Origin of the sequence: Donghicola sp. XS_ASV15 (genome assembly GCF_041224595.1) — a bacterium.
Lineage (GTDB): Bacteria > Pseudomonadota > Alphaproteobacteria > Rhodobacterales > Rhodobacteraceae > Donghicola.
The window spans coordinates 1-24,758 of the sequence record NZ_JBGFGN010000078.1; the positions used below are offsets into that span (position 1 = coordinate 1).

Below are 24,758 nucleotides of genomic sequence, written 5' to 3' on the forward strand. Positions count from 1 at the left end.
CTCGACTGTCCGCCAAACCTCCTCGCCCACATCTCACCTTTGGGGTGGGCACATATCGTGCTCACTGGCGAATATCGATGGAGGATAAGCACCAACCAAGCCGCTTAAAGGGGGATTCCGCACTCAGCCGCACTCGACCCCTAGTCTCACAAATAACGGCACCAAAATCGATGGCTCAGACGTCCCTGAGACCGAGATTTCGAGCTCAGCGCCCGACGACACGTCGACCGGCAACGAGCGAGACGAGAGAGCCACATCCGACAGGGCGCCCGTCGCCCTGCCCGCCCATGTCGCAGGCTCCGGCACGCTCGATCGCCTGGTCGACACGGCCCGCGACTACGCTAAGGCATCGACGGCCGAGAACACGAACAAGGCCTACGTGGCCGACTGGAAACATTTTGCCCGCTGGTGCAGGCTCAAGGGGACCGAGCCCCTGCCCCCGTCCAATGAAATGATCGGGCTCTACCTCGCCGATCTGGCTGCCGGGTCGGGGTCCTCCCCTGGCCTGTCTGTCTCGACGATCGAGCGGCGGCTCTCGGGTCTCGCCTGGAACTACGTACAGCGCGGGTTTGCCCTTGACCGCAAAGACCGGCACATTGCCACGGTTCTGGCCGGTATCAAACGGCAGCATGCGCGGCCACCGGTCCAGAAAGAGGCCATTCTTCCGGACGACATCCTCGCCATGGTGGCCACCCTGCCCCACGACCTGCGCGGGCTCCGGGATCGTGCCATCCTGTTGATCGGCTTCGCCGGCGGGCTCCGGCGCTCCGAGATTGTCAGCCTCGATCACGGCAAGGACGATACCCCGGTTTCGGGCGGCTGGATCGAGATCCTCAAGGATGGCGCCGTCCTGACGCTCAATGCCAAGACCGGCTGGCGCGAGGTCGAGGTCGGCCGCGGCTCGTCGGAACAGACCTGCCCCGTTCACGCGCTGGAGCAGTGGCTGCACTTCGCACGCATCGATTTCGGTGCGGTCTTCGTGCGCACCTCGCGGGACGGCAAGAAGGCCCTGGAATCCCGCCTCTCCGACAAGCATGTCGCGCGGCTCATCAAGCAGACCGTGCTGGATGCGGGTATTCGCGCGGACCTGCCGGAGAAGGATCGGCTGGCTCTGTTTTCGGGGCACTCGCTTCGGGCTGGGCTCGCCAGTTCGGCCGAGGTCGATGAGCGCTACATTCAGAAGCAGCTCGGGCACGCCTCGGCCGAGATGACCCGCCGTTATCAGCGTCGGCGCGACAGGTTCCGGGTCAACATGACCAAAGCCGCGGGGCTCTAGGTTCTCCATCACGCCGCCTGCCCGCTCAACCGGCCATAGAAGCTGCGCTCGAGATGCAGCTCCCCTGCCCCGGCCTTCTCGATCATGCCGCGGAGATAGCCGCCCGGCGATGCCACTTCGCCCTTGGCATGCTTGTCGAAGGTCAGGACCAGTGCCGCGGTGGCGATCTGAGGCCCGAGACGATCCTGCGCCAGGTTCCAGGCGTGCTGGGAGACGCCGATCATCGGCCTCAACTGCCCCGCCACCCGGTGCAGATCGCCCCAATCCTTCAGGTATCCGCCCACATTGCGCGCCCAGGACGCGAATTCCGGACAGGCCTGCATCACCGTCGGCAGATCGAGCGCTGCTCCACGTTTCTTGCGCACCTCGGCAACCCAATCTTCCAGCTCCCTGTCCACGCGCTCTTCCGGTGGGGCATTTGGCGCGATGCCGGCCTCTTCCTCTTTTTCAGAGGAATTACTGGTTACAGGATTAAGTTTGGTTGTAGTTAGTATATGAGGTCCGGAAATGACCACCCTGGGGTTCATTTCTTGAGTCTTCTCGGACACTTCTTCGATGGGCTCCGCCATGTTTTCCACAACCTCATCCGCTCGGACCGCCTTGAGGTAGGCTGCCTCAACCCGCTCCTGCAGCTCCCGAAACCAGTCCATGAGCCTCTCAAGCGTCTCTGACGCCGTGTGGCGGCGTGGAAGCCGCGCCAGGAGATCTTCGAACAGGGTCGTGAGCTGCGTCCAGGGGCCCTTCAGAGCGCCGCTCAGGGCCGCCTCGATCCGCGCCCGGATCATGCGCCGTGAGACGGTGATCTGGCGCTTCAGGCGCTGGCAGAGGGCACGTTCGGCCTGGATCTCGATATGCAGCTGCTCGAACTCCTCTGCACGGGCCGAGAGCGGCGACAGATCGAAGCCATAGGCCTCGATGATGACGCCCTCCTCATCTCTCCGGCCCCACCGTTTGCCATTCGGGCTATCCTTGAAGGAGATCACCCCTGCCTCGACCAGGCGCCGAGCATGACGCTTAAGGGCAGACAGCGAGAAGCCCGTCTGCTCCATCAGATAGGCGTTCGACGCCCAGACGATCGGCCGCCTGCCCTCCTCCCAATCCTGGGTCTGGGTAAACGCCCCGAGTGTGTCGAGGAGCAGGAGGTCGCCGGCTTTGAGGCCGATGTGCGCTCCGACTCGCTTGATTGCCACGAATGCTGTTGATTTGGGTACAGCTACCCGTTCACCGGCTTGGGCGAGCTGCTCCGCTACGCCAAGTCCCGGTGTCGGCTTGCGCCAACCTGTATGTTTCATGGATAGTTCTCGCCTCCTCTGCTTGATGGAGGGCAAAAGAATCCCGTTCGCTCAGGAGCGTTGCTGTTGACAGTGATTCGCCGGAGAACTATCGTGATAGCGACCAAACTAATCTTGATAAGCTCTCAGGCCCTCAGCTTGGGGGCTTTTCTTTTGCCGTTATCTCAAAGCATATCCGCTCCTGTTTCTTACCTCGTTTGGATCGAAGACCACCGTCTCCGCGGCTCCTGCCTCTTACTTCGATCCGTGCTTCTCCAAATACTCAGCGATGACATCACTCAAACCTCTGAGAATGTCCTCATCCAATGTTAGCCCCGTGGCAGCGACCGAGAGCTTCCCGCCCTGCCCTGTAACACTCAATTTCCGCGAACCGATCTTTCGCTGTACCGTGAGTTTCTTTGGGCTCTGCGATTTCTTTTTTGCAGGCTTGGACTGCTTCTCAGTCAGGTTACCAAGAACCTTTTCGAGGTCACGGTGGCTGAGATCGTAGACATCTTTGCACGCGTGCAAAATCTCAGCTCTAGCGGTATAGACAGCGCGACCACGTGATACCGCGCTGTTATGGACACCCACACGGTTGGCGAACTCGGTTGCAGTTATCTTCTCGTCCGGTTTGGCATCTTGTAGCCGCTCAAACATCTCGCCTATCGAAACCAGGCGCTCGAAAGCGCTGAGGTTTTCACGTTCCTCATTCTCCCGGAAGCGCATGAATAGCATCTCGAACTGCTCTTCACGGGAACCCCGAAGGGATTGTGGAACCAGAATGGCGCGGACAGGCAATCCCAAAGCTTCAAGGATCGCATGGCGTCGCCGACCCACGATCAGCTGGAACGTCACGCCTTCTACGTTCTCGGGCTCACGTTCATCCGGTCGCCAATCAGGATCCGCTGGCCGAACATGAATGGGCGTATCTTGACCATTCTTCTCGATACTCTCTTTGAGCTTCTCGAATGCCTCTTGGTCGCGCCAATCTTCACGCCGGTCCGATCCAATCACGTCCACGATCTGAGACGGATCAATCTGCAACTCATGTCGACCCGCGAGAATGCGCTCCACGACCTGCGCGCGCTCAACGTGAAGCATCTGGCTGGCGTCTGAAAGCGCTCCGGCCTTCCAAGCACTGCCAGAGCCGCCCAGTCTTGGCTTAACCCCACCAACCAGTTTCGCTTCGTCTTCGTGAACTTGTTCGCTTGCACCAGATCCAGGAGCCGCAGACACATCCTCATCTGGGCGCGTGGGCTTTTTCTTGAGGACCGAGCTGCTCAGTGTTCGCTTCATTCGGCTTCCTCCTCGAAATTGTAGAAGTTCTGCATCCAATCCTCGGCATAGCCACGCTCAAGACCAGGCCAGAGGCGTGAGACGATGGCGTCATTCACTGCGTCAGCATTCTCGATGAACCTGTTGATTCCTTTTCGCTTGCCTGGAGTATCTGGGTCGTACTCGTAGACGGATTGATAAACGTCCGACGCGTTCGAAATAGCATCAGAGCGAAGATAGAATACCGGCAGCACCTCATCTGGGCAGTTTTCGAGCAGGTTGCCGACCTGTGTGAGGTCTTGCTCATTTGTTCTCTGCACGATCGTGGGCAATAGCATATGTGCCGCACCGCCCATATCGATCCGATCCGTCGCGAAAATGTGGCGCAGCATGGTGAGGAGACCAGTCACAAAGGTGGACAAGGTCGCAATGTCGAAACCCTTCATCGTCTGCGGGATAATCAACGAAGTAGACGCCATCACATTGTTCAGCTGGAACAGTGTCAGCGCAGGCTGATAATCGATAATGATGCAGTCCAAGGTCTCGTTGAGGGCACTTTCAAGCTTCGCTTGGTCGACCCTACCGTTGCTCACCAGTTCATTCGGACGGGTGACCGGTGGATGCCCCTCTTTCCAACGATCTATGGAGTCTCTTAGGAACCTGTAGAACCGCTTTTCCGGGGTTCCCGCTCGCAACAACCTCGCGATCTGAATTTCACCTTCTGAGGTTTCGCCATGCGCAGGTACTAGCCGCACGCCCGGCCAAGAGGTTTTCTTGAAAAACCCGTCAAGCGTCTCCGCATCATAGTCAGTGTAGGGGATGGATTCGTCGGTCTGAAACAGCCCCGCGAAGTCAACCATCGTTGGAGTTTCGTCATCTGGCAAAGTTGGCATTTCTTCGCCGCCGACAAAATAGAGCGTGATCGTGCTCTGGGGGTCAGCGTCCATGACGCCGACTCGCATGCCGTAGTGCAGACTCAGGTACTGAGCGAAGTGCGCAGCACTAAGCGACTTCGCGGTGCCACCTTTCTGACTTGCAAACGAAATGACGGGCAAAGGATCGTCGGGTTTGCGCCAAGCAAGAAAATGCTCAGGCCGCTTTGCTGAGGCAGCCATCAAAGCCCGGATGTGCATCAGCTCCGTTAGGGTGAAAACACGCTCGCGCCCTACATGCTTGCCGGCAGGAAAATCCTCATTATCCTTAGCGAACTTCGTCAGATGCTGATGGCTAATGTTCAGGAAGCGAGCACATTGGCGCATCGACCAAGAGCGCTTGATGCGCTCACGCATCGTCAACTCCTTGTTGACCGAGACCATGGTCCGGCCAAGGCCCCGCTCGAGCTCTTGAAGGAACTGTTCTATACTGCCGCCCATTGCACCGCTCTCATTTCGACTCTCTCACGGAATCGCTCCGAGTTATGAATAGCACGGTTTTTGAGGAAATGTACAGATATTGTACGCCTACAGGATTTCCGGCGCACAATATGGGCTACACCGATTGAAAATACGGACAGCAACTTGAGCCGCCGAGGTGATTTTGCACGCGTGCAAAAACCTCGGAGCCTGGTGCAGCCAGACCGCCGGAGCGGTCTGGCCCTTGGCTTAGGCTGCGTCTTTGGGACCCCAGGGGATGATCGCTTGCAGGGAAAGATCGTCCTGGTTCGCGGCCTTGACGAGGTTGGCGTTGAAGCAGTGGTCGCGGATGGACAGCGTGTATTAGTCGGCGCCGGTCTCTTTGTTCTGCTTCTTCCAGATGCCGCCGCACTCGACCAGCTTGCCGCGCGGGAAGCGGTCGAGGACACGGTGTGTGGGGGCCATCGAGTTCGCGCTCCCGACGGGTTCGACCGTAATGTCGAGATCGAAGGTCAGGGTCGAGAAGGGGCCGGTGCCCTTGGCGGTTTCGATGTCGGCGCTGGTGAATTTGATGCAGTTCGTGGTCAAGGACCAGAGCATCTCATTGAGACGGATTCCAGCTGACTGCCCGTGAGGAGGCCGATGGTGATCTCGAGTACGTCGCCGTGCGAATTCGACTTCGACAGGCCGGAGCAGGGGGCAAAGATGGCTAACGGTCAGGCCGAAGGCGAGCGCAAACTCCGGTATAGCTTTGCCGATCGAGGAGGCCCACCTGAGACCTTCGCCGAAGAAGAGATCGGGTCGCCGCTTGCCGGACCAGAAACGGATTGCGTGGCCCTGAAGCTACCCGAGGATCCGTTTGGGGACCTTGATCGCGGCCAAACTGCCGGCGGACGGGTCTAGTAGGGTGCGCGCACATCCAGCGAACTAGCCGCGATTTGTCGGTGACCATCGCCAGCCGGGCACAGGCCCACTACGGCGAATCAGGATCGTCCTCGCTGTGCTGCAAAGATGCCCGCAAGTGATAGCGAATTAGCTGGACCAAGCCATGTGATCCCACGCCATTGAAAATTGGTCGTGGCCAAATTGCCAAGCACCGGCTTGCCTGCTGCGACGAGTGTCCGTGCCCGCGCTATGCGTTCGAGGATGCTGCGTTCGGAAGTTCTGACTAGTGAGATTCGTGAGGTGCGGTAAGGCCGGGGGGCTTCGCCGAAAACGGAATGAGCGTTTCTGAAGGCGTCCTTAAACGTGCCCAACCTAAGCCGTTCATGCAACATTTCGATCAGGTCTCTTAGCTGCCCGTCACACATCTGCCGGAAGCACGCAATTCTCTGAGAACTGTTACAAAGCCTTGAGCCGACGTCCACCGGCATCGACAACAAGATGCGTCTTCTAAACGCATGGATCACCGGTTTCTGCTGGTTGCCAGTCTCGCGGTTGCTGGCAAAAGCTCTGCTTCGTCCTTGGCGTTCGCGGCCAATTTAATGACGTTCAACTGGCTTGGCTCTAGCTGGTCGAGCGGCATCATCCGGATGTCGACTGCGCCGTCAGGCGCGACCGATCTGGTGATTTCGCTCTTCTTCGCAGTGGAAGACTTCGAGTGGTTTGTGGTCTTAGCCATGGCAAGGGACCTTGAGGCCGGACCCGGAAGAGACTCTCTCTATCCTTTTAAGCCCAGCACCAGGGCTTCCCTTTCACTAGCTCTCGGCAACGACAGAACATGTCGTCGATTGACCATTTAATCGAGCAGCTCACTCGCTGGGTTCTCCGCGACATCGACATCATCGTAGTATTTCTGCGCCTGTATTGGCGAACGATGCAGGGACAGACGCATTGCGGAGGGCAGGGGGGTGCCGGCAAGAGCGGCTTGCGTCAGGAAACCAGAGCGAAGCCCGTGTGGAGACGCAAAGCTCCTATCCAGGCCAGAGTCTTCCAGAAGTCGCTTGACGATCTGATTGACCGCAGCATCCGACAACCGCTTCTTGCCCAGCGCACCCGTGCGGGTGATCCGGCGGAACAGCGGCCCGTCTTCAATCTCGGCCGCGTCGATCCAGGCGACGAGCGCCCGGGCGGCGCGGCCCTTGAGCACGAGTTTCGGCGTGTTGCCTGCGTCGGTCGTCTTGGTGCTGGGCAACTGTATCCAGACGATACCCGAAGCATCAAACGCCTCCAGATCAATGTCGCCGCGATCGAGGCTGACAATCTCCGACCGGCGGCGACCACCCGAAGCCCAGCCGAGCATCAAGATGGCGCGATCACGAATGCCGCGAAGACCGGGACCTGCTGCCTCGGCGAGTTGCAACAACAAATCTCTCGTGATCGGATGAGCCGATTTCGGGGCAGGGGGCCTTGCCGCGGCTTTACGCGCCTTCGCACGGGCCTGTCGCACGAGCGGCGCCTCGAAGGGCGAGGCAAAGTTGCGCATGCGGTGAAAAGCCCGCCAGGAGGCAATGCGCCGGTCCAGCGTCGAGGGGGCAGGGCAGCTAAGGCTCTTGCGCAGCCCCATGGCGATCAACGCTCGCGCAACCTCACCGGCCTTCCGCGCATCGTTGCTCAGATCGCGACTGTGATCGAGGATGAAGCGCAGCGCGACATCTTCGCTTTCGGGCCATGCCAACGCCGGTTCATCAGCAAAGCGCATTTTCTTCCAGGCCGAGAGATAGATCAGATCCCGTTCATAGGCCCGCCGCGTGTTTTCAGGCGTGCCGCGCGCATAGAGGTCATTGAGCGCTTCGCGGTCTTCTGCGTCGAGACGCGGAACCGGGTAGGGCAGGGGGCTCTCTCTCGTCGCGCTGAGTGTTTTTGGCCGTGGTTTCATGCACTGAGAGTGACGAGAATGGCTGTTTCTGTCAACATTCGATAATTGTATCTTATCGTATCTTGCATTGCATTCTGCAAAACTCTTGAGTAGTTATCAATATGTTCCTATTTTGCTCATTATGCAGCGTCATCCCTATATTTTAGAAGCCGGTAGCGAAGAGTCCGAGTGCGGAATCTACGATCCGGAGCCAATTCAAGATTGTCGCGTTTAGTTCCTGATTTCAATTGAAGCAGTAAGCTGAAACTGAAGCGCTGGAATTTCATCTTAGCGCTTCACCAACGCGTCAAGATTCCTGAGCTTCACAGCCCTGCGGCTTTGGTCAGGTTCACCCTGAACCTGTCGCGCCTGCGCTGGTAGCGCCGGGTCATCTCGGCCGACGCATGTCCGAGTTGCTTTTGAACATAACGCTCATCAACCTCTGCCGACGAGGCGAGCCCGGCGCGCAAGGAATGGCCAGAGAACATTGCCAGCCGTTTGGCTTCCGGCAAATCGGATCTGACGCCGCTCTTCAGAACAGTTGCTTTGATCAGCCGTGCGACGTGCTTGTCGGAAAGGCGGGCCTCGAGCGCACGTTTGCCATCCCGCGATGTTCGCACGAAGACCGGCCCGAAGTCGATCTTTGCAAAATACAGCCATTGCTCAAGTGCGTGGACAGGACAGGTCTGGTCGCTTGAGCCGCGCCCGACCTCGACCTCGCGCCACCCGGTCTTGGCGTTCAGCGTCAGCAGAGCGCCATCTTCGAAAATCTCGATCCAACCGCCGGAGTCCGGTGTATCATCCTTGTGCACGTCAAGGCTCACGATCTCGGAGCGACGGAGACCTCCAGCATAGCCCAGAAGTAAGGTCGCCCGGTCTCGAAGCCCGCGGAGATCATAGGGAAGGGTGCCCACCATGGCCTGGATGTCATCGGGCAGGATCGCTTCCTTCTGAACCGGCGGACGCGCGTGTCTGCGCCTAATCCCGGCCAGAACGGTGGCGACATGGCGGTCCTTGCGATCAAGAGTGAACCCGCGCTGCCTGTAGTTCCAAGCGAGGCCGGAGAGGCGCCGCTCAATGGTGGAGACCGAGAGAGCAGGGGCCTTACCAGTCGCGGCGGCCAGGTCCGCCACATAGAGCCCGACCATCTCGGGCGAGGGGGGCAGGGGATCCGTCCCTTTCAACCGGCACCAACGGGTGAAGTGTTTCCAGTCGGCCGAGTAGGCCTTATTGGTGTTCTCAGCTGTTGAGGCCTCGGCGTAGTCGCGCGCGGTGTCGATCAGCCGGTCGAGCGCGCCGGAGCCGGCCACATGAGCGGGCAGAGCGATTGAGGCTCGGTCCCGAGAGGTTCTCTCGTCGTGTTCGTCACTGTTCAGCGAGTCATAGGACGCTGAGCTCGAAATCTCGAACTCTGACCCGCCCGAACCCTCGATTTTGGTGCTGCTATTTGTGAGACTACCCATGTTTTTGAGTATATCATTTTTACGTCCGATAACACAAGGTTATTGGACATATAAAGGCTCGGCAAAGAGGGGCGGTTTCTACACTATATGGTAGCCAAAAGCGCCGCCGCAAGATAGTGTTGTGGCATGACATATGCCCACTCAACCTTCGACAGCGACCCTGATAGCTTACCCCGGATGCCGCCCTGGGTCACCTCGGCACGCGCCGAAACCCTTGAAGATGTGGCGTTTTTGTCGGGCGCAGCACTGAGCCACCTGCATCTTGTGTTGGGGCGAGAGGCGGTCCCCCAAGCCTTGTTACGGGATCGGCTGTCGTTGCGCGCAACGGAGGCTTGTGTCGCGTTTTCGGGCCGGCCGGAGCGGGCAAGGGAGCTGCGCGACGTGGTGCATCTGCTGCGCCCCGGCGACCTGCCCGGCCCGGCAGGCGAAACCTGTCTGGCGTGGCGTCGCGCCACGGAAAGGCCGGTGGCCGTACAAGCTCTGGTCCGGGCGCTGCCTGAACTTCAGGGTGATCAGATCGCGCGTTGGCTCGATGCCGGGCAGGGGGCAGCGGTCAGTCGCGCGGCAATGGTGCTGGAGGCGGTACTAAACGATGCCCCCCGTGCCGAGGCGCCCGCACTCGTCCTTGCTGACGCGACCCTCGCTCAGGCGCTTGGTTGGGATCATGTCGTGCCGCTTCTGGCCGCAGGTGTCGCGTAGCCCTTAATTGTGAGATGAGAAATCCAACGAAATCAACGGCCTTGCTTTGCCCTTAAATATGATATTTTGCCTTTAAATCCGATATTTTTGCCCTTAAACCTGAGACAGGGTTCGCAGCTTCGTGTGGCAAATATTGATGGATGATGATCGCGAAGACTTCGTTGCCGCTGGTGCTGAGGAGGCGCGCAGGGCGGCCGTTCTGCGTCCGCTTGTTCAGGCATATCTCAAAGGAACTGGCAGTCTGGAAAGTGGCATCAATGACGCCGTTTGGGAGCTTGGTGTCAGCAGGGCGACTGTCTGGCGCTGGATAAAGCGTCTGGCCGAAGAGGGTGGGCGCACCAGCGCGCTGGCTTCTCGGAAACGGGGCCGCCCGACTGGTACAACCTTGATATCCGGCAAGGTGGAAGCGGTGATCGAAGAACATCTTCGCCGTTATTTCTTACGGCGGGAACGCCCAAGCCTGTCGCGCATCGTGACAGAAATCCGAAGCGCGTGCTGGCAGCAGGGCTTGCAACCGCCGACACGTCGGACGGTTCAGCGCAGGCTGGATGCAATGGATGCCCGTGAAATTGCCAAGGCACGCGAAGGCGCAAAGGCGGCCCGCCAGAAATTTGCGCCGGTCGTAGGCGACAACAAGGCAAACCGGCCACTGGAGGTCGTGCAAATCGACCATACGCCTGCGGACATCATTCTCGTCGACAGTTTTGAACGCAAACCAATTGGGCGGCCTTGGGTCACGCTGGCGATCGACGTCGCAACGCGGATGGTGACCGGATATTACACCTCTCTCGAGGCACCTTCGCGTCTGTCGGTGGCGCTTTGCCTGACACAGGCTGTGGCCCCCAAGGCGGAACTTCTGGCGGAATTGGTGCGCAATGTTCCTTGGCCCGCGCAGGGTAAACCGCATAGCATCCACGTCGATAACGGGCGCGATTTCCGGTCGCATGCCTTTCGGTCGGCATGTGCGGAATGGGGGATCGATCTGGTCTATCGGCCGCCAGGCAGTCCTCATTTCGGAGGGCACATCGAACGATTGATCGGCACGATGATGGGGGCCGTGCACCTGTTGCCTGGAACAACGCAATCCTCGGTCGTGGCCAAGGGCGACTATGACGCCGAGGGCATGGCCACGATGACCTTAAGCGACTTCGATCGCTGGTTTGCTCTGGAAATCTGCCGCTACAACAACAGCATTCATTCAAGTCTTGGCTGCACGCCCGTTGCCAAATGGGAGGCGCTCTCAGAGCAAATGATGGGCGATATCCCCTTCGAGATTGAAGCCTTTCGGGTGAGCTTTCTGCCAAGTGAACTGCGCAAGGTCAGGCGTGACGGCATCCATCTGTTCCAGATACGGTACTGGTCCGATGCGCTTGCAGGCCACATCGGGCGCGGGGATGGAAAGGTGGTCGTCCGCTACGACCCTCGCGACCTCTCGGTGATCTGGGTCGAACTGGATAATGACCGATACGTCGAAGCTCGGTACCGAAACCTGGAAATTCCGCCTGTGTCGCTCTGGGAATATCGCGAAGCCATGAGGAATGCCCGTGCCCTTGGCAAGTCCGGGTCCAATGAGCTGGTCCTGGCTGAGCTGATCCGACAGCAACGCCAAATCGAGTCTGAAAGCCGGAGCCTGACGAGGGCCGAACGCCGATCCCGTGAAAGAAAAGGGACATTGGAGGGCGCCAACTCGGCCGTCTCGACAACCGAAGGGCTGCGCGCGATCGATACGGGTGATACATCGCGCCCATTGTTCAAGGTGGAGAGATGGTGAATTGAGGGCAGGAAAAACAGAGGAAGACGGTCGGATCACCCTCATTCAATCGGATATCTGGATTGGCTTTCCGCGGGCCGAACAAGTTCTGGACCGTTTGCAGTGTATGATCGAAGCGCCAAGGCAAACCCGTATGCCTGGCCTTCTTGTGCATGGCGCGTCCGGGATCGGAAAGACGATGATCGCCCGCAATCTTTCGCGCAGATATGCACCGGAATATGACCCAGCATCGGGAATTACGCGAACGCCGCTGTTACTGTTACAAGCACCACCAGCTCCCGACGAACGACGGTTCTATCTGCACATCCTGGCGACCGTCGGGGCACCGGCCACGGCACTGAGCGCGCGCGCTCAAAATGTGGCCTCCCTCGAAGTCCGTGTCGTCGCGCTCTTGCGCGACCTTGGCCTGCGGATGATCATGATCGACGAAGTCCACAACCTCTTGGCCGGGACCCACCGCGAACAGCGCCGCTTTCTCAATGTTCTGCGGTATCTCAGCAATGAACTCGAAGTGTCGCTGGTCTGCCTGGGGGTCAGCGAGGCCGTCGATGCCATCCGTGGTGATATCCAGCTTGCCAGGCGGCTGGACGAACATCACCTTCCAAACTGGCGCGACGACGCCGAGTTCTCGGACATGATCCAGACACTCATCGCGGCAATGCCCCTCGAGAAGAAATCCAATCTGAAGGTCAAGTCACTAAAGCAGATACTTGCGCTGACCGGCGGGGTGACCTCGCGCATCTTCGCCCTGATCAAGGATCTTTCCATCGACGCCATTGTCACAGGTGATGAATGCATCACCGATGACGCAATCGCAAAATGGACGCCGGTTTGGTCGCGCCATGCGAACCCCCATCGGCGGCTCGAGAAGTCCGGGGTGTGAAGCCGCACCCGCTGCCCAAGACTGTCGCGCCGCTGCCCGACGAGTTGTTGTCAGGTTGGTTGTCTAGGCTGGCGGCGGCCAACTACTGTGATGATGCGGAACTACTGGCTCATCTCAGAATCGATACCGCGCATGGCACCGCCTTGAACTTCAACGTCGACGCGGCTGCGGCGGCGAAGATTGCCAACGCCGCACGGATTGACCCAGATGTTGTGCGATCTTTGACCTTCCCAGCAATGACGACACGAGAAGCCTCGCTGACGGCCCAGATACCATTCCAGCATTGCCTGCAATGTTCCAGAGAGGGCCTTTCGCTCAAGCATTGGAGGCGAGCCTGGGCATTCGACTGCCAGGTTTGTGGGACGAGACTTGTGCCGACGCTCGGCAAGGCCAGTGGCGAACAGATGCCCGAAAAGCTGATAAATCGTGCGCGCAACGGCGCCGCGCGGCTTGAATACGCCGCGCGATTACGCAGCTCCAAGCAATTTCGGCGCGCAATGCGCGCGGTCACCTTTGCCATATCATTAAAGGCCTTCCGCGGAGATCCGTTATACGCTCTTCAGGGCCACAGGCTGGAAGTAAGGCTGTTTGGCCTTGCTGCAATTGATGCAGCCCAATCCCGTCCACTGGTCAAAGCGGCCATCTCAAGCTCCGGCATCGACGACTATGCAAGGGTTGCTCTATTGCGCGCCTTCGATAAGGAGCCACGTCTGCTTGCCGCGGTTGTTTACATCGCCCGGCAGCGCGCGAAAAGCATAGGCGCGATGGCAGTGGAATCTCATAATTAAGGGCAAAAAATATCCCCGAACGCGTCGTGTCTCAGATTTAAGGGCAACGCGACACTTCCTTACGGCCGCTGACGCGCCCCTGTAGGACCAGCGATTGGTGCCGCGCTGGTTTGTTAGGCTCCAGACTCGTTAATTCTCAAAGCCAGAAGATGACAGTTGCGGCGAGAGCGACGGCGGACAGAAAGACTTTCGGGCACCTGTCGTAGCGGGTCGCAACGCGGCGCCAGTCCTTGAGCTTTCCGAACATGATCTCGATACGGTTGCGTCGCTTGTATCGGCGCTTGTCGTATTTGACGGGCTTGCCTCGGGACTTTCGGCCCGGGATGCAGGGCTTGATGCCCTTGTCCTGCAAGGCTTCACGATACCAGTCGGCGTCATAACCCCGATCGGCCAACAGCCATTCTGCCCCGGGCAGGCTGCTCAGCAGGGCTGCCGCGCCGGTGTAGTCGCTGACCTGGCCGGCTGTCATGAAAAACCTGATTGGGCGGCCGTTCGTGTCCGTGACGGCATGTAACTTGGTGTTCATGCCACCCTTCGTTCGCCCAATCAGCCTGCCACGCCCCCCTTTTTCAACCGCAGGCTCGAAGCCGTGCGGTGCGCCTTGAGATAGGTGGCGCCGATCATCACTGTCTTCCGGTCGGCACCCTCGGCAGCAAGCCCCTCCATCATCCGGGCGAAAACTCCCATGTCGCTCCAGCGCTTCCATCGGTTGTAGAGCGTCTTCGGTGGACCATAGTCCGTGGGCGCATCGGACCAACGCAAGCCATTACGATTGATGAAGATTATACCGCTCAAGACCCGCCGATCGTCGACCCTCGGTTTGCCATGGCACTTTGGAAAGAACGGCCGCAGCTGCGCCATCTGCTCGTCGCTCAGCCAGAAAAGATTGCTCATCATGCCCCCATCAGTTTGGGAGCGTGAATCACGCCGACAAGGTGGTCGCAAGCCGATTAATGGGTCCAGACCCTAAGGTCACTCGGTGACCGGATCTTCATCGCGGCGCGGGAAGGCGACCATTTCGAGATCGGGAAACATACTGCGTTTGACGTTGATCGATGTGATGTTGCCGCTGTCGTCGGTGTTGACGAAGAGGACGCCGCAGCGGTCCCAGAAGTTCTTGCCGTCTTTTTCGCCTGATTTGACGTTCAGTTTCAGAGTTTGAGTAGCCATTTTCTCGATCCTCACTTTGAGTGTTTCGATGAACATGACCAAAGCTGGCACCAAGGGGTTGTCAGCGAGAAACTTGCTTCGCGAGGAATCCGCTGGCGCAGGGGAATTTTCTTGTTGAAGCGGGGCTTGCCCCGCGTCCGGCACGGCTGCCCGCTTATGTTCAGCAATCAGAAACACAGCGTTGAGGGTCTGAGTTCGGCACTCCAAAATCGACCTGCCACGTCATCACGCATCGGAATGGCCAAGGACTTCAAAATCTCGCTGCAGCCAAACGGCTTTCGGTCAATCCAATTCAACAGCGGCCCCAGTTCACGCGCGCGCCAAATCCGCTTCCTCGTGCTCGAAGGCTGTCGCCATCTCCTTGATCTCCCTCTCCGGAGCCCCCAAGGCCCGAGCAACGTCACGCCAAGCCATAGTCGCCTCAGCCACCTCTGCAATGATGCGATCGGCGTCGCCGCTTTCGAGAAGATAGGATTCATGTTGCGCGCGGTGCAGGGCGATACTTGCATCGGGGTTGTCATCATCGACGTAGCTCTTGAGCACACGCGGCTGGTTCGGCACAGGGTTGATGTCGTAGGCCGGTGAGAGGTGCCAGCCGCCATGCCCACGCAGAAATCCGTGATTGCGCATGTGATCATCGAGGTTCGTGACGAGAATGGAAAAGGCGACCCGCCGGTAGAGCTCCTCGCGGTCTTGGTCGGGCGTCACGCTTTCTGAGGTGATAATATCGGCCAGGTCTAAATAGCTGTAGCTCTCGCCGTCTTTGCCGCCCAGCATCGCCATGGCTGAGATGAACGGGATCCTGCCGCCCTCGTTCCGGTCAAACCGATGGGACAGGAAAACAGGTTTGTCGCCAGCCATCTCAAGCGTGTGATCCGAAACCGTAATTCCGGCGCGTCTTGCGAGCTCCAGTGCAATGGCTTCCCAGCGTTCCACGCAATAGGTGTCCGTCTCTTTCGGGAACTTGGCGACAGAAAGACGTCCGTGTTGGTCAAGGATGCTAGCCTTCGGCCGTGCGCCACCTAGCGAGCTTCCCGGAGCAAACAGCATCTTGAGGTCCTCAGCGGTCTCCTCCCCGCGCAAAACGCGCTGAGACGCATGAAGCAAATCCCCGAGGCTGACGAGCGCAGGCACGCCGATGCCCTCGCGCGCTTGAAACTCACCATCAAACTTGAAGCGCAGCGCACCCAAACGGGTCTCATCATTCACCCCAAGCAAGTAGTCGGTTTCTTGCAGCGTCCTCGGACGTCGCCCCTCAGCTTCTGCCATGCGCCCCTCAAAACGCCGCATGACCGTTCTGCCCCAGGTATCAGGGGCAGAATCCCCAAGCGGTGCAAGCATGTCCTGCCCAGCCTCAGGCACGAATTGCCCTTTGACGAGAGGCATGTCTGGCGAAAGTCCGAAGGCGTTTTCATTAGCAAGCCAATCGTCATGATAGGTAAAGGATACACGCTCTCGGCCGCGTCCCGCTGTGCGGTGGAGCGTGCCGACCCGTTTCAGCCCCTTCCAGTCGATCCAGACCTCAACCATTTTTCAGTCTCGCGCGTTGCGGGAGGTCATCCAGAGCCATCTGCTCGCCAACCGGATCATCGATATCCCCCCAACCTTTCAAGAGGCCGAGCGCCTGCAATACAGCAACGTAGGTGCCGATCTTAACTGCGGGGTTTCCGCTTTCGACCTTGGCAATGGTCTGCCGCGTTGTGCCAGCGCGCTGCGCGACAATCTCAGCGGTCAGTTTGCGGCGCAGTCGTGCAACACGAATGTTTTCCCCAAGTGTCACGAGCTCCTTGCGCGCCGCCCTGGGCATCTTGATCGAAACAGCCATAATGACATCTCCAAGCGACACTAAGCGCCCATATGTTACACTGAGAAAACATTAATGTCAAATTTCACAGCTTAGCTCCATAACCCAACGCCGCCACACCAGTCACATCCTATGTTAACTCAGCATAACATTGGGGGCATTAAGGTTACCATTACGCAACACAATCCGGTTACCTAACCGCACTCATCCAACGCGTCTGCTCGAACGAAACGATTGCGTTCCCTTCCCTCGAAAGTCACGCCTGCAGCCCCGCAGCGCGCACCTGTTCGGGCGTCACCAGCTTCGACGCGATCAAGTCCTCAAGCTGCCGGTTTGTGATGTGGCGGCATAGAGGATGGCGCTCGTGGATCCACTCGGCGAGGCTGGCGCGACCTTTGGCTTCGGCCTCTCGCGCCTTCTCGCGGTCGGCCTGCACCTGGGCAAGCCCCTTCTCCCACCTGCGCATCTTGAACCAATTGTCCGAGAAACAGACCTTGCTGCGCGTGTAGCCCTCGCTTTCCTTCGCATAGGCTTTGACCGCCTGCAGCAGGTCATCGGGCTCCACCCCGGCCTTCACGGCCCCTGAGATCAAACGCAGACTGGTCCGCCGGTCTCGGATCCTGTCTTCAGGGTAGGCCGCCAAGATCTTCTCAGTTTCAAGATCTTCAACCTCCTCCGCCGCCTCGCGCCTGCGCGTAGGTGGTTTATGGATGGTTTTAGGATGGTTTGGGGTCCACCGTGAACCCCGTACCCCGTTCACCGTGGACCCCGTACCGGGTTCATGCTGGACGGGGTTCACAGTGACCCCCGTCTCAATATCGGGCTCGGCCGTGGGTTCGAGCGCGGCCACGCGCTCCAGAACGATGCGGTAAATGACGGTGTAGCCGTTCTTGCACCGCCTCCGCCCCGTCTCGATCAGAATGCCTTCGCGCAGGAAGTCGATGATGGTGCGCTTGACCGTGCTCTCGCTGAGCTCTGTGTGGCGCTGAATCGTCCCTTTCGAACACCAGATACCAGAGCCGTCGTCGCTCGCCTTATCAGCCAGGAACATGATGATCTGCTTGCGCGCGGCGCTGCCAAAGCGGCGCTCGGCGCATTCGTTCGAGATACGCCAGCTCATGATCTCACTGCCAATTGGGTTGAGGTCAAACCGGAAATGCCGTAGGTGTTGGGACGGAAATATTCTTCTATGCCGTTGAGGTGGGTGGCCGCCCCCTCAGCGGTTTTTCTTTGCCCTTTCGCCAGAGCGGGAGACTGTGAAAAACCGTTTACTTGGGCCTTGTAACCTATTGAAAAGTGACCCTGAACGAAACAAGTCCGTTTACAATTTTTCCCTTTTAAATCAACGGAATTTTCCGGATTGCAAATCCGTGTACACCGGTTCGATTCCGGTACTCGCCTCCATTTAGGCCCAACCGCCCCGAACGTGCACAGATCGGGGTTATGAGGAACAATAGTGGAACAAGAGGGCGCTTGACGGTTTTCTGATTTCTCTGGAGGTTCACCCTGTCGGTCAAGGGGAGCATTTGGATGGAAAGTGACGAGCTGAAGGTGTGGAGCCTGTCGTTTGGCGAGTTGGATTTTGTTCAGGGGTACCGGCGTGCGATGCGCGCGGGGTTGGCACTTCAGTTGGTTCAGTTTCGCAGTCACGGGTATTTCCCGGGGTCTTTGGATGAAATTGCCGCCGACTGCATCCATTTTGTCGAGGAGCAGTTGGGCAGCAATGTTCATCTATACGATCTGCAATCTGATGCCGCCCGCCGTCACCGCCATGATATCTTGCGCCATCTGGGGTTTCGACGGGCGAATGAGAGAGATCGTGCGAAGCTGCATTCTGTCCTTGTTCATGCGAGTTCCACAACAGGCCCAGCCATTGGACCTCTCATTGATTTAGGTTTCCGATGGGCGTTGAAGGAAGCGATATTCGTACCCTCGCGGAAAATCATGGAGCGCTCGGCCCGATCTGCGCTGCATGCATTCCAGGAAAATCTTCTGACAGAGTATACGGGCCAGGTTTCGCAGAAAGCGATAGTGGCATTGGAAGAATGCCTTGCCGAACCACGAGGAGCGCATGGTTTTCTGCGGCTGAAAGATGATGTTGGTGCTGCAACGCTGGATAATGTTCTGGAGGCCGCAGACCGGCTGGCCTTCATAGAGGGCCTTGATCTTCCATTTGGTATATCGGATGCCGCCGATCCATCTTGGCTCAGGCACTTTGCGCGCCGCGTCGAAGGCGAAACGGCCTATGAAATGCGCCGTCATGCCCAGGAGAAACGGATTGGGCTGCTGGCCCTATATATAATGTCTCGCAAATCGCAGCTGATTGATGGGCTGGTGGACCTGTTGATTGATGTGGTTCACCGGATCGGCACGAAATCCCGGCGCAAGGTGATCGGTAGAATTGCTGCCGACATCGAGAAGGTTCACGGCAAGGAGCGATTGCTGGTCGATATCGCCACGGCTGCGATGATGACCCCGAATGGCAGGGTTTCGGATGTGATCTTTCCTATTGCATGTGCTGCGAAACTGAAAGCGATTATCGACGAACATCGCGCAAAGGGCCCGCTGGATACGCGGATCCAGATGGTGATGCGGGGGTCCTGGGCCAGCCATTACCGCCGAATGTTGCCGTCGCTGCTATCTGTCCTGAAGTTCCGTTCGAACAACGAAAGCTGGCGCCCAATCCTCGATGCTCTGTCTTTGATCGCTCGCCTGAACGAGGAAGGGCGACGCGTCGCTCCGGTATCATTGGCTCCCGACGGATCCATCCCGCGAAAATGGCGTGACACCGTTTTTGATCATCGGGGTCGGCTGAACGTCATTTCCTATGAACTCTGTGTCCTAACGCAGTTACGAGATCGTATCCGGGCCAAGGAAATCTGGGTCGAAGGCGCGGACCGCTACCGCAATCCGGATAACGACTTGCCAAAGGATTTCTCAGAAATGCGCGCAGCATACTACGCCGGGCTGAAACTCACTCAGGATGCGCGGGAGTTTTCCAGCTCAGTCCGTGAGCAATTGGAATTCGAGCTGCGTGAACTGAATGAGACTTTACCGTCCAATGATCTGGTCCGGATTCGATGGTCTGGCGAAAACCGGATTCACATCACGCCTTTTGCGCCAGCCCCCGAACCGCGCGGTCTCCTTTCATTGAAGGCAGAAATCGGTAGACGGTGGCCGATGACAGGCCTGCTCGATGCGCTGAAGGAAACCGCGCTGGATACTGGGTTTCTGGATGTTTTTGAAACCTCAGCGAGTCGAGAGGCGCTTGATCGCAAAGTCAGAGACCAGCGCTTGCTTCTGTGCCTTTACGGTCTGGGCACCAATGCCGGTTTGAAGCGGGTGGCCGCTGGGGTACCCGGGACCAGCTATGATGAACTGCTGCACATTCGCCGCCGGTATATCGATCCGGCCTCACTTCGGGCTGCGGCGGCCAAGGTTGCGGATGCCACTTTAGCGGTTCGGAATCCGGCCGTATGGGGTGATGCAGGAACAGCCTGCGCGGCAGATTCCACCAAATTCGGGGCCTGGGACCGAAACCTGATGACGGAATGGCACGCCCGTTATGGTGGGCGGGGCGTCATGATCTATTGGCATGTCGAGCGTCAGGCGACCTGCATCTATTCCCAGCTGAAACGCTGCTCATCTTCCGAAGTGGCAGTCATGATCGAAGGGGTTTTGCGCCATTGCACCGACATGGAAATCCAGCGCCAGTATGTTGATAGCCACGGCCAGAGTGCTATTGGTTTCGCCTTCTGTCACCTTCTAGGCTTCGAACTGGCCCCACGCTTGAAGGCCATTGCGCGACAGAAGCTGGCCTTGCCAAGCGCCGACATGCGAGGACAACTGCCAAATCTCATGCCCATCCTGTCTGGTACCATCGAATGGGCAGAGATCGAAAGACAATACGATGAAATGGTCAAATACGCCTCAGCCATGCAGCACGGCACGGCTGATCCGGAAGCCATTCTGCGTCGTTTTGCACGGGCCGATGTGATGCACCCGACTTATAAAGCGCTCGCTGAGTTGGGGAGGGCGATCAAGACCATCTTTCTGTGTCGTTATCTTCGATCCGAAGACTTCCGCCGTGAGATTCATGAAGGATTAAATGTGGTCGAGAACTGGAACAGCGCTAATGGGTTCGTGTTCTTCGGCAAGGGCGGTGAGATTTCCAGTAACCGGATTGCTGATCAAGAAATCTCGGCTCATGCATTGCACCTGCTTCAAGCTTCACTGGTCTATGTAAACACCCGCATGATGCAATCGGTCCTGGCGGAACCGATTTGGGCCACCCGGCTGACGGATCGGGATTACAACGGACTTTCTCCGCTGATCTATGCTCATATCAATCCCTATGGCCGGTTTGATGTTGATCTGGGAAAGCGGATCGACTTTGGGACAATGGCAGCGTGATCCGCGCGTCACAAAAGGGTGCACCCACAGGAGACATATAGATGTGACAGCGTAAAATGTCTCAAATGAGTGGTAAGATGTCTATTGTTACAGTATCAGAGTCCAAACCACCCTAATGTGACAGATTGCCATGCCAAAGATCGGATACGCCCGCGTCAGCTCCTCAAGCCAGGACCTTGATATCCAGAAAGCCAAACTGAAGGCGGCGGGCTGTGAGGTCATCCGCGCGGAGACGGTTTCCGGTGCATCTCGCGATGATCGTTCCGAGCTGGCAACGGTGATGGAATTCTTGCGGGAAGGCGACGAGTTGGTCGTTCACCGCCTCGACCGTCTCGGTCGCTCCACCCGAGATGTACTGAACCTGGTCCACGAGCTGGATGCCAAAAGCGCATCTTTGCGGGTGCTTGAACCGGAAGTCACCACCGCCGGGGACATGGGCCGCATGGTCATCACAGTTCTTGGGATGGTGGCTGACATGGAACTCAAGTTCATTCGTGACCGGCAGCGTGCAGGAATCGAAGCGGCCAAGGGCAAGGGCCTTTACAAGGGGAGGCAGAAATCCGTTGATGACGATGAAATCCGACGCTTGGCGCGCGAGGGTACTCCCAAAGCCCAGATCGCCCGTGATCTAGGGGTTTCAAGGATGACGGTCTATCGGGCGCTCGCTGATGCCGAAACCTGAAGCCGCCGTTCGTTCTGGGCGCGGCGGATTCAACAAACGAGCCCATACCAGACCTATGGACATCTTGCTGCATGCGCTCGCAGCACCAAATTTTCTGCGCAAGCGTAACTTTCCACGATGCGGTGCAGCGTCGTTTCCGGCCATTCGTCCTAAGCGCGGCAATTATAAAACAGCAGATTCACAGGTTGCGGACTTTCCTGACCTTGGTTGATTTTTGGCAAACGGCTGCTCTTACTCAGGAAGCCGCAATATTCAGGTTTCGGGAACACAGAAGTCGACGAGGTATAACGCACCTTGATCCGTGTAAATGTTAACAGCGCCACTTCCTCGAACAGTAAAGCTCTCCTTGGCGCAAAACGTAACCGCTGCCCTCGCAAAAGCATTAATTTGTTCGGGGTTTGTGTTAGTCACATCAGAGGCGGTCAGAAGGTCTATGCCTGTCCCGGATATCATAACAGCAGGCTCTATACTGTTTTCATAAATCAGCCCGACAGGACCACCATAAATAATGGGGCTGCCGTTACGCTCAAATCCCCAAACGACGCCCGAGACGCGTACGGCAGTGTATTGAAATGTATAGATTTCAGTTGGGCGATCAGGAAAGGGTGCGATGTTTTGCAGAGGGCCGACCGTGTCGCATCCGACAATAGTCATTAGAAGTATGTATTTGAAATTTTTGAATAACTTCAGCATCCGTAGCAGGTCCCTTAAACGTTCTTAACTTTTGCTCGCGACAGGCGGATCAATCTGTCTATAGCAGACATTAATGCAGTGCGCAGTATCGGTTTGATTGGGCTCTGAGCAGCCTAATGCGCTCGCAGAGATGGCCTGTATTAGTTCCTTCTGACACCGGTCATTCAATCCGATGCTATGTTTTTGGCGTCAGCGCGGTGCTGACGTCTGGGTTTGGAGGGAGGATTGGAGGGCATGTTATGCCAAGAGTCCAACTTCCTGCAGTCACCCCTAAGCGCAAAGCCTGGAACAAAGGGCGGATCATCGGACAGAAACGACCGCTGCTTCCCAAACAGGTCTGGGCGATCCGCGCACGCCTTGAACTTGCTAGCTATCCCCGCGATCTTGCGCTGTTCAACGTTGCGATTGATAGCAAACTTCGCGGTTGTGATCTGGTCAAACTCATCGTCACGGACCTAGTGAAAGAAGATCGCGTTCGCGAACGGGTATCGGTGATCCAAAGCAAAACCAAAAAGCCGGTGCAGTTCGAACTGACTGAAAACACGCGCGATTCAGTCTTGGCATGGGTTAAATCGCCGGAGATGTTTGCTGGCCGGTTCATGTTTCCAAGCCGTTTCCACGATCGACCACACATCTCAACTCGGCAATACGGTCGGCTCGTCCGTGATTGGGTGACATCGATTGGGTTGGAGCCGAGCGCCTATGGCACTCATTCACTCCGCCGGACCAAGGCTTCGGAAATCTACCGCAAAACGGGCAACCTTCGCGCTGTGCAGCTTTTGCTTGGCCATACGAAGGTCGATAGCACAGTTCGTTACCTTGGTGTTGAACTGGAAGATGCGCTGAGCATCGCTGAGCGGATCGACATCTGACCCATGTTGGCGGACGGCACTCGCCGTTCGCCAATTTAGAACAGACCTACGACCTCGCAGCAGCGAAAGCTGACAGCGAGCCCATACCAGACCTATGGACATCTTGCTGCATGCGCTCGCGGCAGGAAAGGTTCCGCACGTGCAAAAATTTCTCTGCTGCGAAGCGGCGGGGGACACCGGTTGTTCGTGCTTGGCGAAGTGAATATCAAACGACCAAGTTCAAGTCGCGAACCAATCTGCCGTTCGTCGTGCCTGCTTGGTCATCGCTGCAGCGGCTGAAGTACTTAGAAGTAGGGCGGACAACCGAAACTCTTTGCGAAAACAGCCTACAATACCGAATTAGTTGTAAGCAGACGGAGTGGATATCCTGATACAAAAATAGGCGGCACTATATGGTCTCGTCGCGTGCCTGCAGTCGTTGCGCGCCCGAAGCAGGCAATGGAGATCAAGACGAAAGGGTGAGGTCTCAGCGTCCTAAAGAGGGTTTCATGCTTCCGGATTGGTATCGTTGGGCCATGTCCGAGAGCGGAATGGACGAGATTTTTGACGCCATTCCGGCGCAGCCAAACCGTTCAAACCGGTCGAAACAGACCGCCGACATGGCTTCCACGCCCGGCGCCAGATATTTCCGGGGATCGAATTGCCCCTTGTCCTCGGCAAACACCTTACGGATCGCGCCGGTGAGGGCCATGCGCAGGTCGGTGTCGATGTTCACCTTGCGCACCCCATGCTTGATGCCCAGTTCTATCTCTTCCAAGGGCACGCCCCAGGTTGGGGCGATTTCACCCCCATGTTCGTTGATGATGTCCTGCAGTTCTTGCGGAACAGAGGAGGAGCCGTGCATTACAAGGTGCGTGTCCGGCAGTTTGGCGTGGATCGACTTGAGCGCGTCCATGGCGAGGATATCGCCATCCGGTTTGCGGGTGAACTTGTAGGCCCCGTGGCTGGTCCCGATGGCGACGGCGAGGGCGTCGACCTCGGTGCGCCGCACAAATTCTACAGCTTCATCTGCATCCGTCACGAGCTGGTCCCGACTCAATTCTCCATCGAATCCATGACCGTCTTCCGCCTCACCCTTGCCGGTTTCCAGAGAGCCTAGATGCCCGATCTCGCCCTCTACTGAAGCACCGACAAGGTGGGCCATTTCGCTGACCTTTGCTGTCACGTTTACGTTGTATTCGAAGTCCGAAGGCGTGGTGCCATCATCGGTCAAAGACCCGTCCATCATGACCGAGGAAAAGCCGTTCACAAGTGCCGAAAGGCAAGTTTGCGGAGAATTTCCATGGTCCTGGTGCATGCAAATCGGCAAATGCGGATACATCTCAATCGCAGCACGAATAAGGTGTGCGAGAACGATGTCGTTGGCGAATGCCCGCGCCCCACGGCTGGCCTGCATAATGACCGGGCTGTTCGCTTTGTCGGCCGCTTTCATGATGGCCAGCATCTGTTCCATATTATTGACGTTAAATGCCGGGAGGCCGTAGTCATGCTCGGCGGCGTGATCAAGAAGTTGGCGAAGGGAAATCAGGGGCATTTCAAGCGCTCC

The 24,758-nt window shown here is 57.8% G+C and carries 21 protein-coding genes and 2 pseudogenes; 9 read left to right on the forward strand and 14 right to left on the reverse strand.

All coding sequences use genetic code 11. The annotated features are described in order from the left end of the window. Window positions 1-166: 166 nt before the first annotated feature. Entirely contained in the window at window positions 167-1,276 is a 1,110-nt protein-coding gene (locus tag AB9K37_RS01965) for a tyrosine-type recombinase/integrase (RefSeq protein WP_369835334.1), read from the forward strand. Between the two features lie 8 nt (window positions 1,277-1,284). On the opposite strand, the gene repC is transcribed toward AB9K37_RS01965, so the two are convergent. The 4 genes and pseudogenes from repC to AB9K37_RS01985 form a co-directional block, all read right to left on the reverse strand. Next, a complete protein-coding gene (gene repC, locus AB9K37_RS01970; RefSeq protein WP_369835308.1) occupies window positions 1,285-2,568 on the reverse strand; it encodes a plasmid replication protein RepC in 1,284 nt (427 codons plus the stop codon). A gap of 234 nt (window positions 2,569-2,802) precedes the next feature. Then, entirely contained in the window at window positions 2,803-3,846 is a 1,044-nt protein-coding gene (locus tag AB9K37_RS01975) for a ParB N-terminal domain-containing protein (protein WP_076626038.1), read from the reverse strand. Further along, window positions 3,843-5,198 (reverse strand): ParA family protein, encoded by a 1,356-nt coding sequence (locus AB9K37_RS01980; RefSeq protein ID WP_172839586.1) that lies wholly within the window; start codon window positions 5,196-5,198, stop codon window positions 3,843-3,845. The genes AB9K37_RS01975 and AB9K37_RS01980 overlap by 4 nt, the downstream gene beginning before the upstream one ends. 228 nt (window positions 5,199-5,426) lie before the next feature. Continuing rightward, window positions 5,427-5,765 (reverse strand): annotated as a pseudogene (locus AB9K37_RS01985) (DUF736 family protein). Window positions 5,766-5,882: 117 nt separating this feature from the next. Between AB9K37_RS01985 and AB9K37_RS01990 the strand changes: the two are divergent. Beyond that, window positions 5,883-6,080, forward strand: a complete 198-nt coding sequence (locus tag AB9K37_RS01990) for a hypothetical protein (RefSeq protein ID WP_369835309.1) — start codon at window positions 5,883-5,885, stop codon at window positions 6,078-6,080. A 502-nt stretch (window positions 6,081-6,582) separates the two neighbouring features. On the opposite strand, the gene AB9K37_RS01995 is transcribed toward AB9K37_RS01990, so the two are convergent. From AB9K37_RS01995 to AB9K37_RS02005, 3 genes are all read right to left on the reverse strand, one after another. Next, the gene (locus AB9K37_RS01995) at window positions 6,583-6,798 is read right to left on the reverse strand and encodes a hypothetical protein (RefSeq protein ID WP_076626040.1); all 216 of its coding nucleotides are present in this window, start codon (window positions 6,796-6,798) and stop codon (window positions 6,583-6,585) included. Between the two features lie 117 nt (window positions 6,799-6,915). Next, window positions 6,916-7,995, reverse strand: coding sequence for a tyrosine-type recombinase/integrase (locus AB9K37_RS02000; RefSeq protein ID WP_083698016.1), 1,080 nt, complete (start codon window positions 7,993-7,995; stop codon window positions 6,916-6,918). Window positions 7,996-8,297: 302 nt separating this feature from the next. Then, complete coding sequence (locus AB9K37_RS02005) at window positions 8,298-9,437, reverse strand: tyrosine-type recombinase/integrase (RefSeq protein ID WP_369835310.1); 1,140 nt, start codon at window positions 9,435-9,437, stop codon at window positions 8,298-8,300. Between the two features lie 126 nt (window positions 9,438-9,563). Here AB9K37_RS02005 and AB9K37_RS02010 point away from each other — a divergent pair. The 4 genes and pseudogenes from AB9K37_RS02010 to AB9K37_RS02025 form a co-directional block, all read left to right on the forward strand. After that, window positions 9,564-10,130 (forward strand): annotated as a pseudogene (locus AB9K37_RS02010) (DUF1403 family protein); the annotation flags it as partial. Between the two features lie 142 nt (window positions 10,131-10,272). Then, complete coding sequence (locus AB9K37_RS02015; protein WP_024099411.1) at window positions 10,273-11,907, forward strand: Mu transposase C-terminal domain-containing protein; 1,635 nt, start codon at window positions 10,273-10,275, stop codon at window positions 11,905-11,907. Next, window positions 11,867-12,790, forward strand: a complete 924-nt coding sequence (locus AB9K37_RS02020; protein WP_235872058.1) for a TniB family NTP-binding protein — start codon at window positions 11,867-11,869, stop codon at window positions 12,788-12,790. The genes AB9K37_RS02015 and AB9K37_RS02020 overlap by 41 nt, the downstream gene beginning before the upstream one ends. Next, the gene (locus AB9K37_RS02025; protein WP_008335465.1) at window positions 12,787-13,578 is read left to right on the forward strand and encodes a TniQ family protein; all 792 of its coding nucleotides are present in this window, start codon (window positions 12,787-12,789) and stop codon (window positions 13,576-13,578) included. Before AB9K37_RS02020 ends, AB9K37_RS02025 begins: the two co-directional genes overlap by 4 nt. A 136-nt stretch (window positions 13,579-13,714) precedes the next feature. On the opposite strand, the gene AB9K37_RS02030 is transcribed toward AB9K37_RS02025, so the two are convergent. The 5 genes from AB9K37_RS02030 to AB9K37_RS02050 form a co-directional block, all read right to left on the reverse strand. Continuing rightward, window positions 13,715-14,472 (reverse strand): IS5 family transposase gene (locus tag AB9K37_RS02030; RefSeq protein WP_369835311.1). Its coding sequence is split into 2 segments (ribosomal slippage): window positions 13,715-14,151 and window positions 14,151-14,472, totalling 759 coding nucleotides; the frame shifts between segments, so codons are not numbered across the junction. A 78-nt stretch (window positions 14,473-14,550) separates the two neighbouring features. Then, entirely contained in the window at window positions 14,551-14,925 is a 375-nt protein-coding gene (locus AB9K37_RS02035) for a hypothetical protein (RefSeq protein ID WP_369835312.1), read from the reverse strand. 132 nt (window positions 14,926-15,057) lie between these two features. Further along, on the reverse strand, window positions 15,058-16,278 hold the full coding sequence (locus AB9K37_RS02040; RefSeq protein WP_369835313.1) for a type II toxin-antitoxin system HipA family toxin: 1,221 nt from the start codon (window positions 16,276-16,278) through the stop codon (window positions 15,058-15,060). Beyond that, window positions 16,271-16,573: a helix-turn-helix domain-containing protein gene (locus AB9K37_RS02045; RefSeq protein WP_157063830.1), complete on the reverse strand. Its 303-nt coding sequence runs from the start codon at window positions 16,571-16,573 to the stop codon at window positions 16,271-16,273. The genes AB9K37_RS02040 and AB9K37_RS02045 overlap by 8 nt, the downstream gene beginning before the upstream one ends. A gap of 235 nt (window positions 16,574-16,808) precedes the next feature. Continuing rightward, on the reverse strand, window positions 16,809-17,672 hold the full coding sequence (locus AB9K37_RS02050) for a hypothetical protein (protein ID WP_369835314.1): 864 nt from the start codon (window positions 17,670-17,672) through the stop codon (window positions 16,809-16,811). Window positions 17,673-18,082: 410 nt separating this feature from the next. Between AB9K37_RS02050 and AB9K37_RS02055 the strand changes: the two genes are divergently transcribed. Further along, complete coding sequence (locus AB9K37_RS02055; RefSeq protein ID WP_369835315.1) at window positions 18,083-20,965, forward strand: Tn3 family transposase; 2,883 nt, start codon at window positions 18,083-18,085, stop codon at window positions 20,963-20,965. A gap of 130 nt (window positions 20,966-21,095) precedes the next feature. After that, window positions 21,096-21,647 (forward strand): recombinase family protein, encoded by a 552-nt coding sequence (locus AB9K37_RS02060; RefSeq protein ID WP_369835316.1) that lies wholly within the window; start codon window positions 21,096-21,098, stop codon window positions 21,645-21,647. Between the two features lie 252 nt (window positions 21,648-21,899). On the opposite strand, the gene AB9K37_RS02065 is transcribed toward AB9K37_RS02060, so the two are convergent. Beyond that, a complete protein-coding gene (locus AB9K37_RS02065) occupies window positions 21,900-22,340 on the reverse strand; it encodes a hypothetical protein (RefSeq protein ID WP_369835317.1) in 441 nt (146 codons plus the stop codon). A 239-nt stretch (window positions 22,341-22,579) separates the two neighbouring features. Between AB9K37_RS02065 and AB9K37_RS02070 the strand changes: the two genes are divergently transcribed. Next, window positions 22,580-23,212 (forward strand): tyrosine-type recombinase/integrase, encoded by a 633-nt coding sequence (locus AB9K37_RS02070; RefSeq protein WP_369835318.1) that lies wholly within the window; start codon window positions 22,580-22,582, stop codon window positions 23,210-23,212. Window positions 23,213-23,678: 466 nt separating this feature from the next. Here AB9K37_RS02070 and fba read toward each other — a convergent pair whose 3' ends face one another. Then, window positions 23,679-24,746, reverse strand: a complete 1,068-nt coding sequence (gene fba, locus AB9K37_RS02075; protein ID WP_369835319.1) for a class II fructose-bisphosphate aldolase — start codon at window positions 24,744-24,746, stop codon at window positions 23,679-23,681. Window positions 24,747-24,758: the final 12 nt, after the last annotated feature.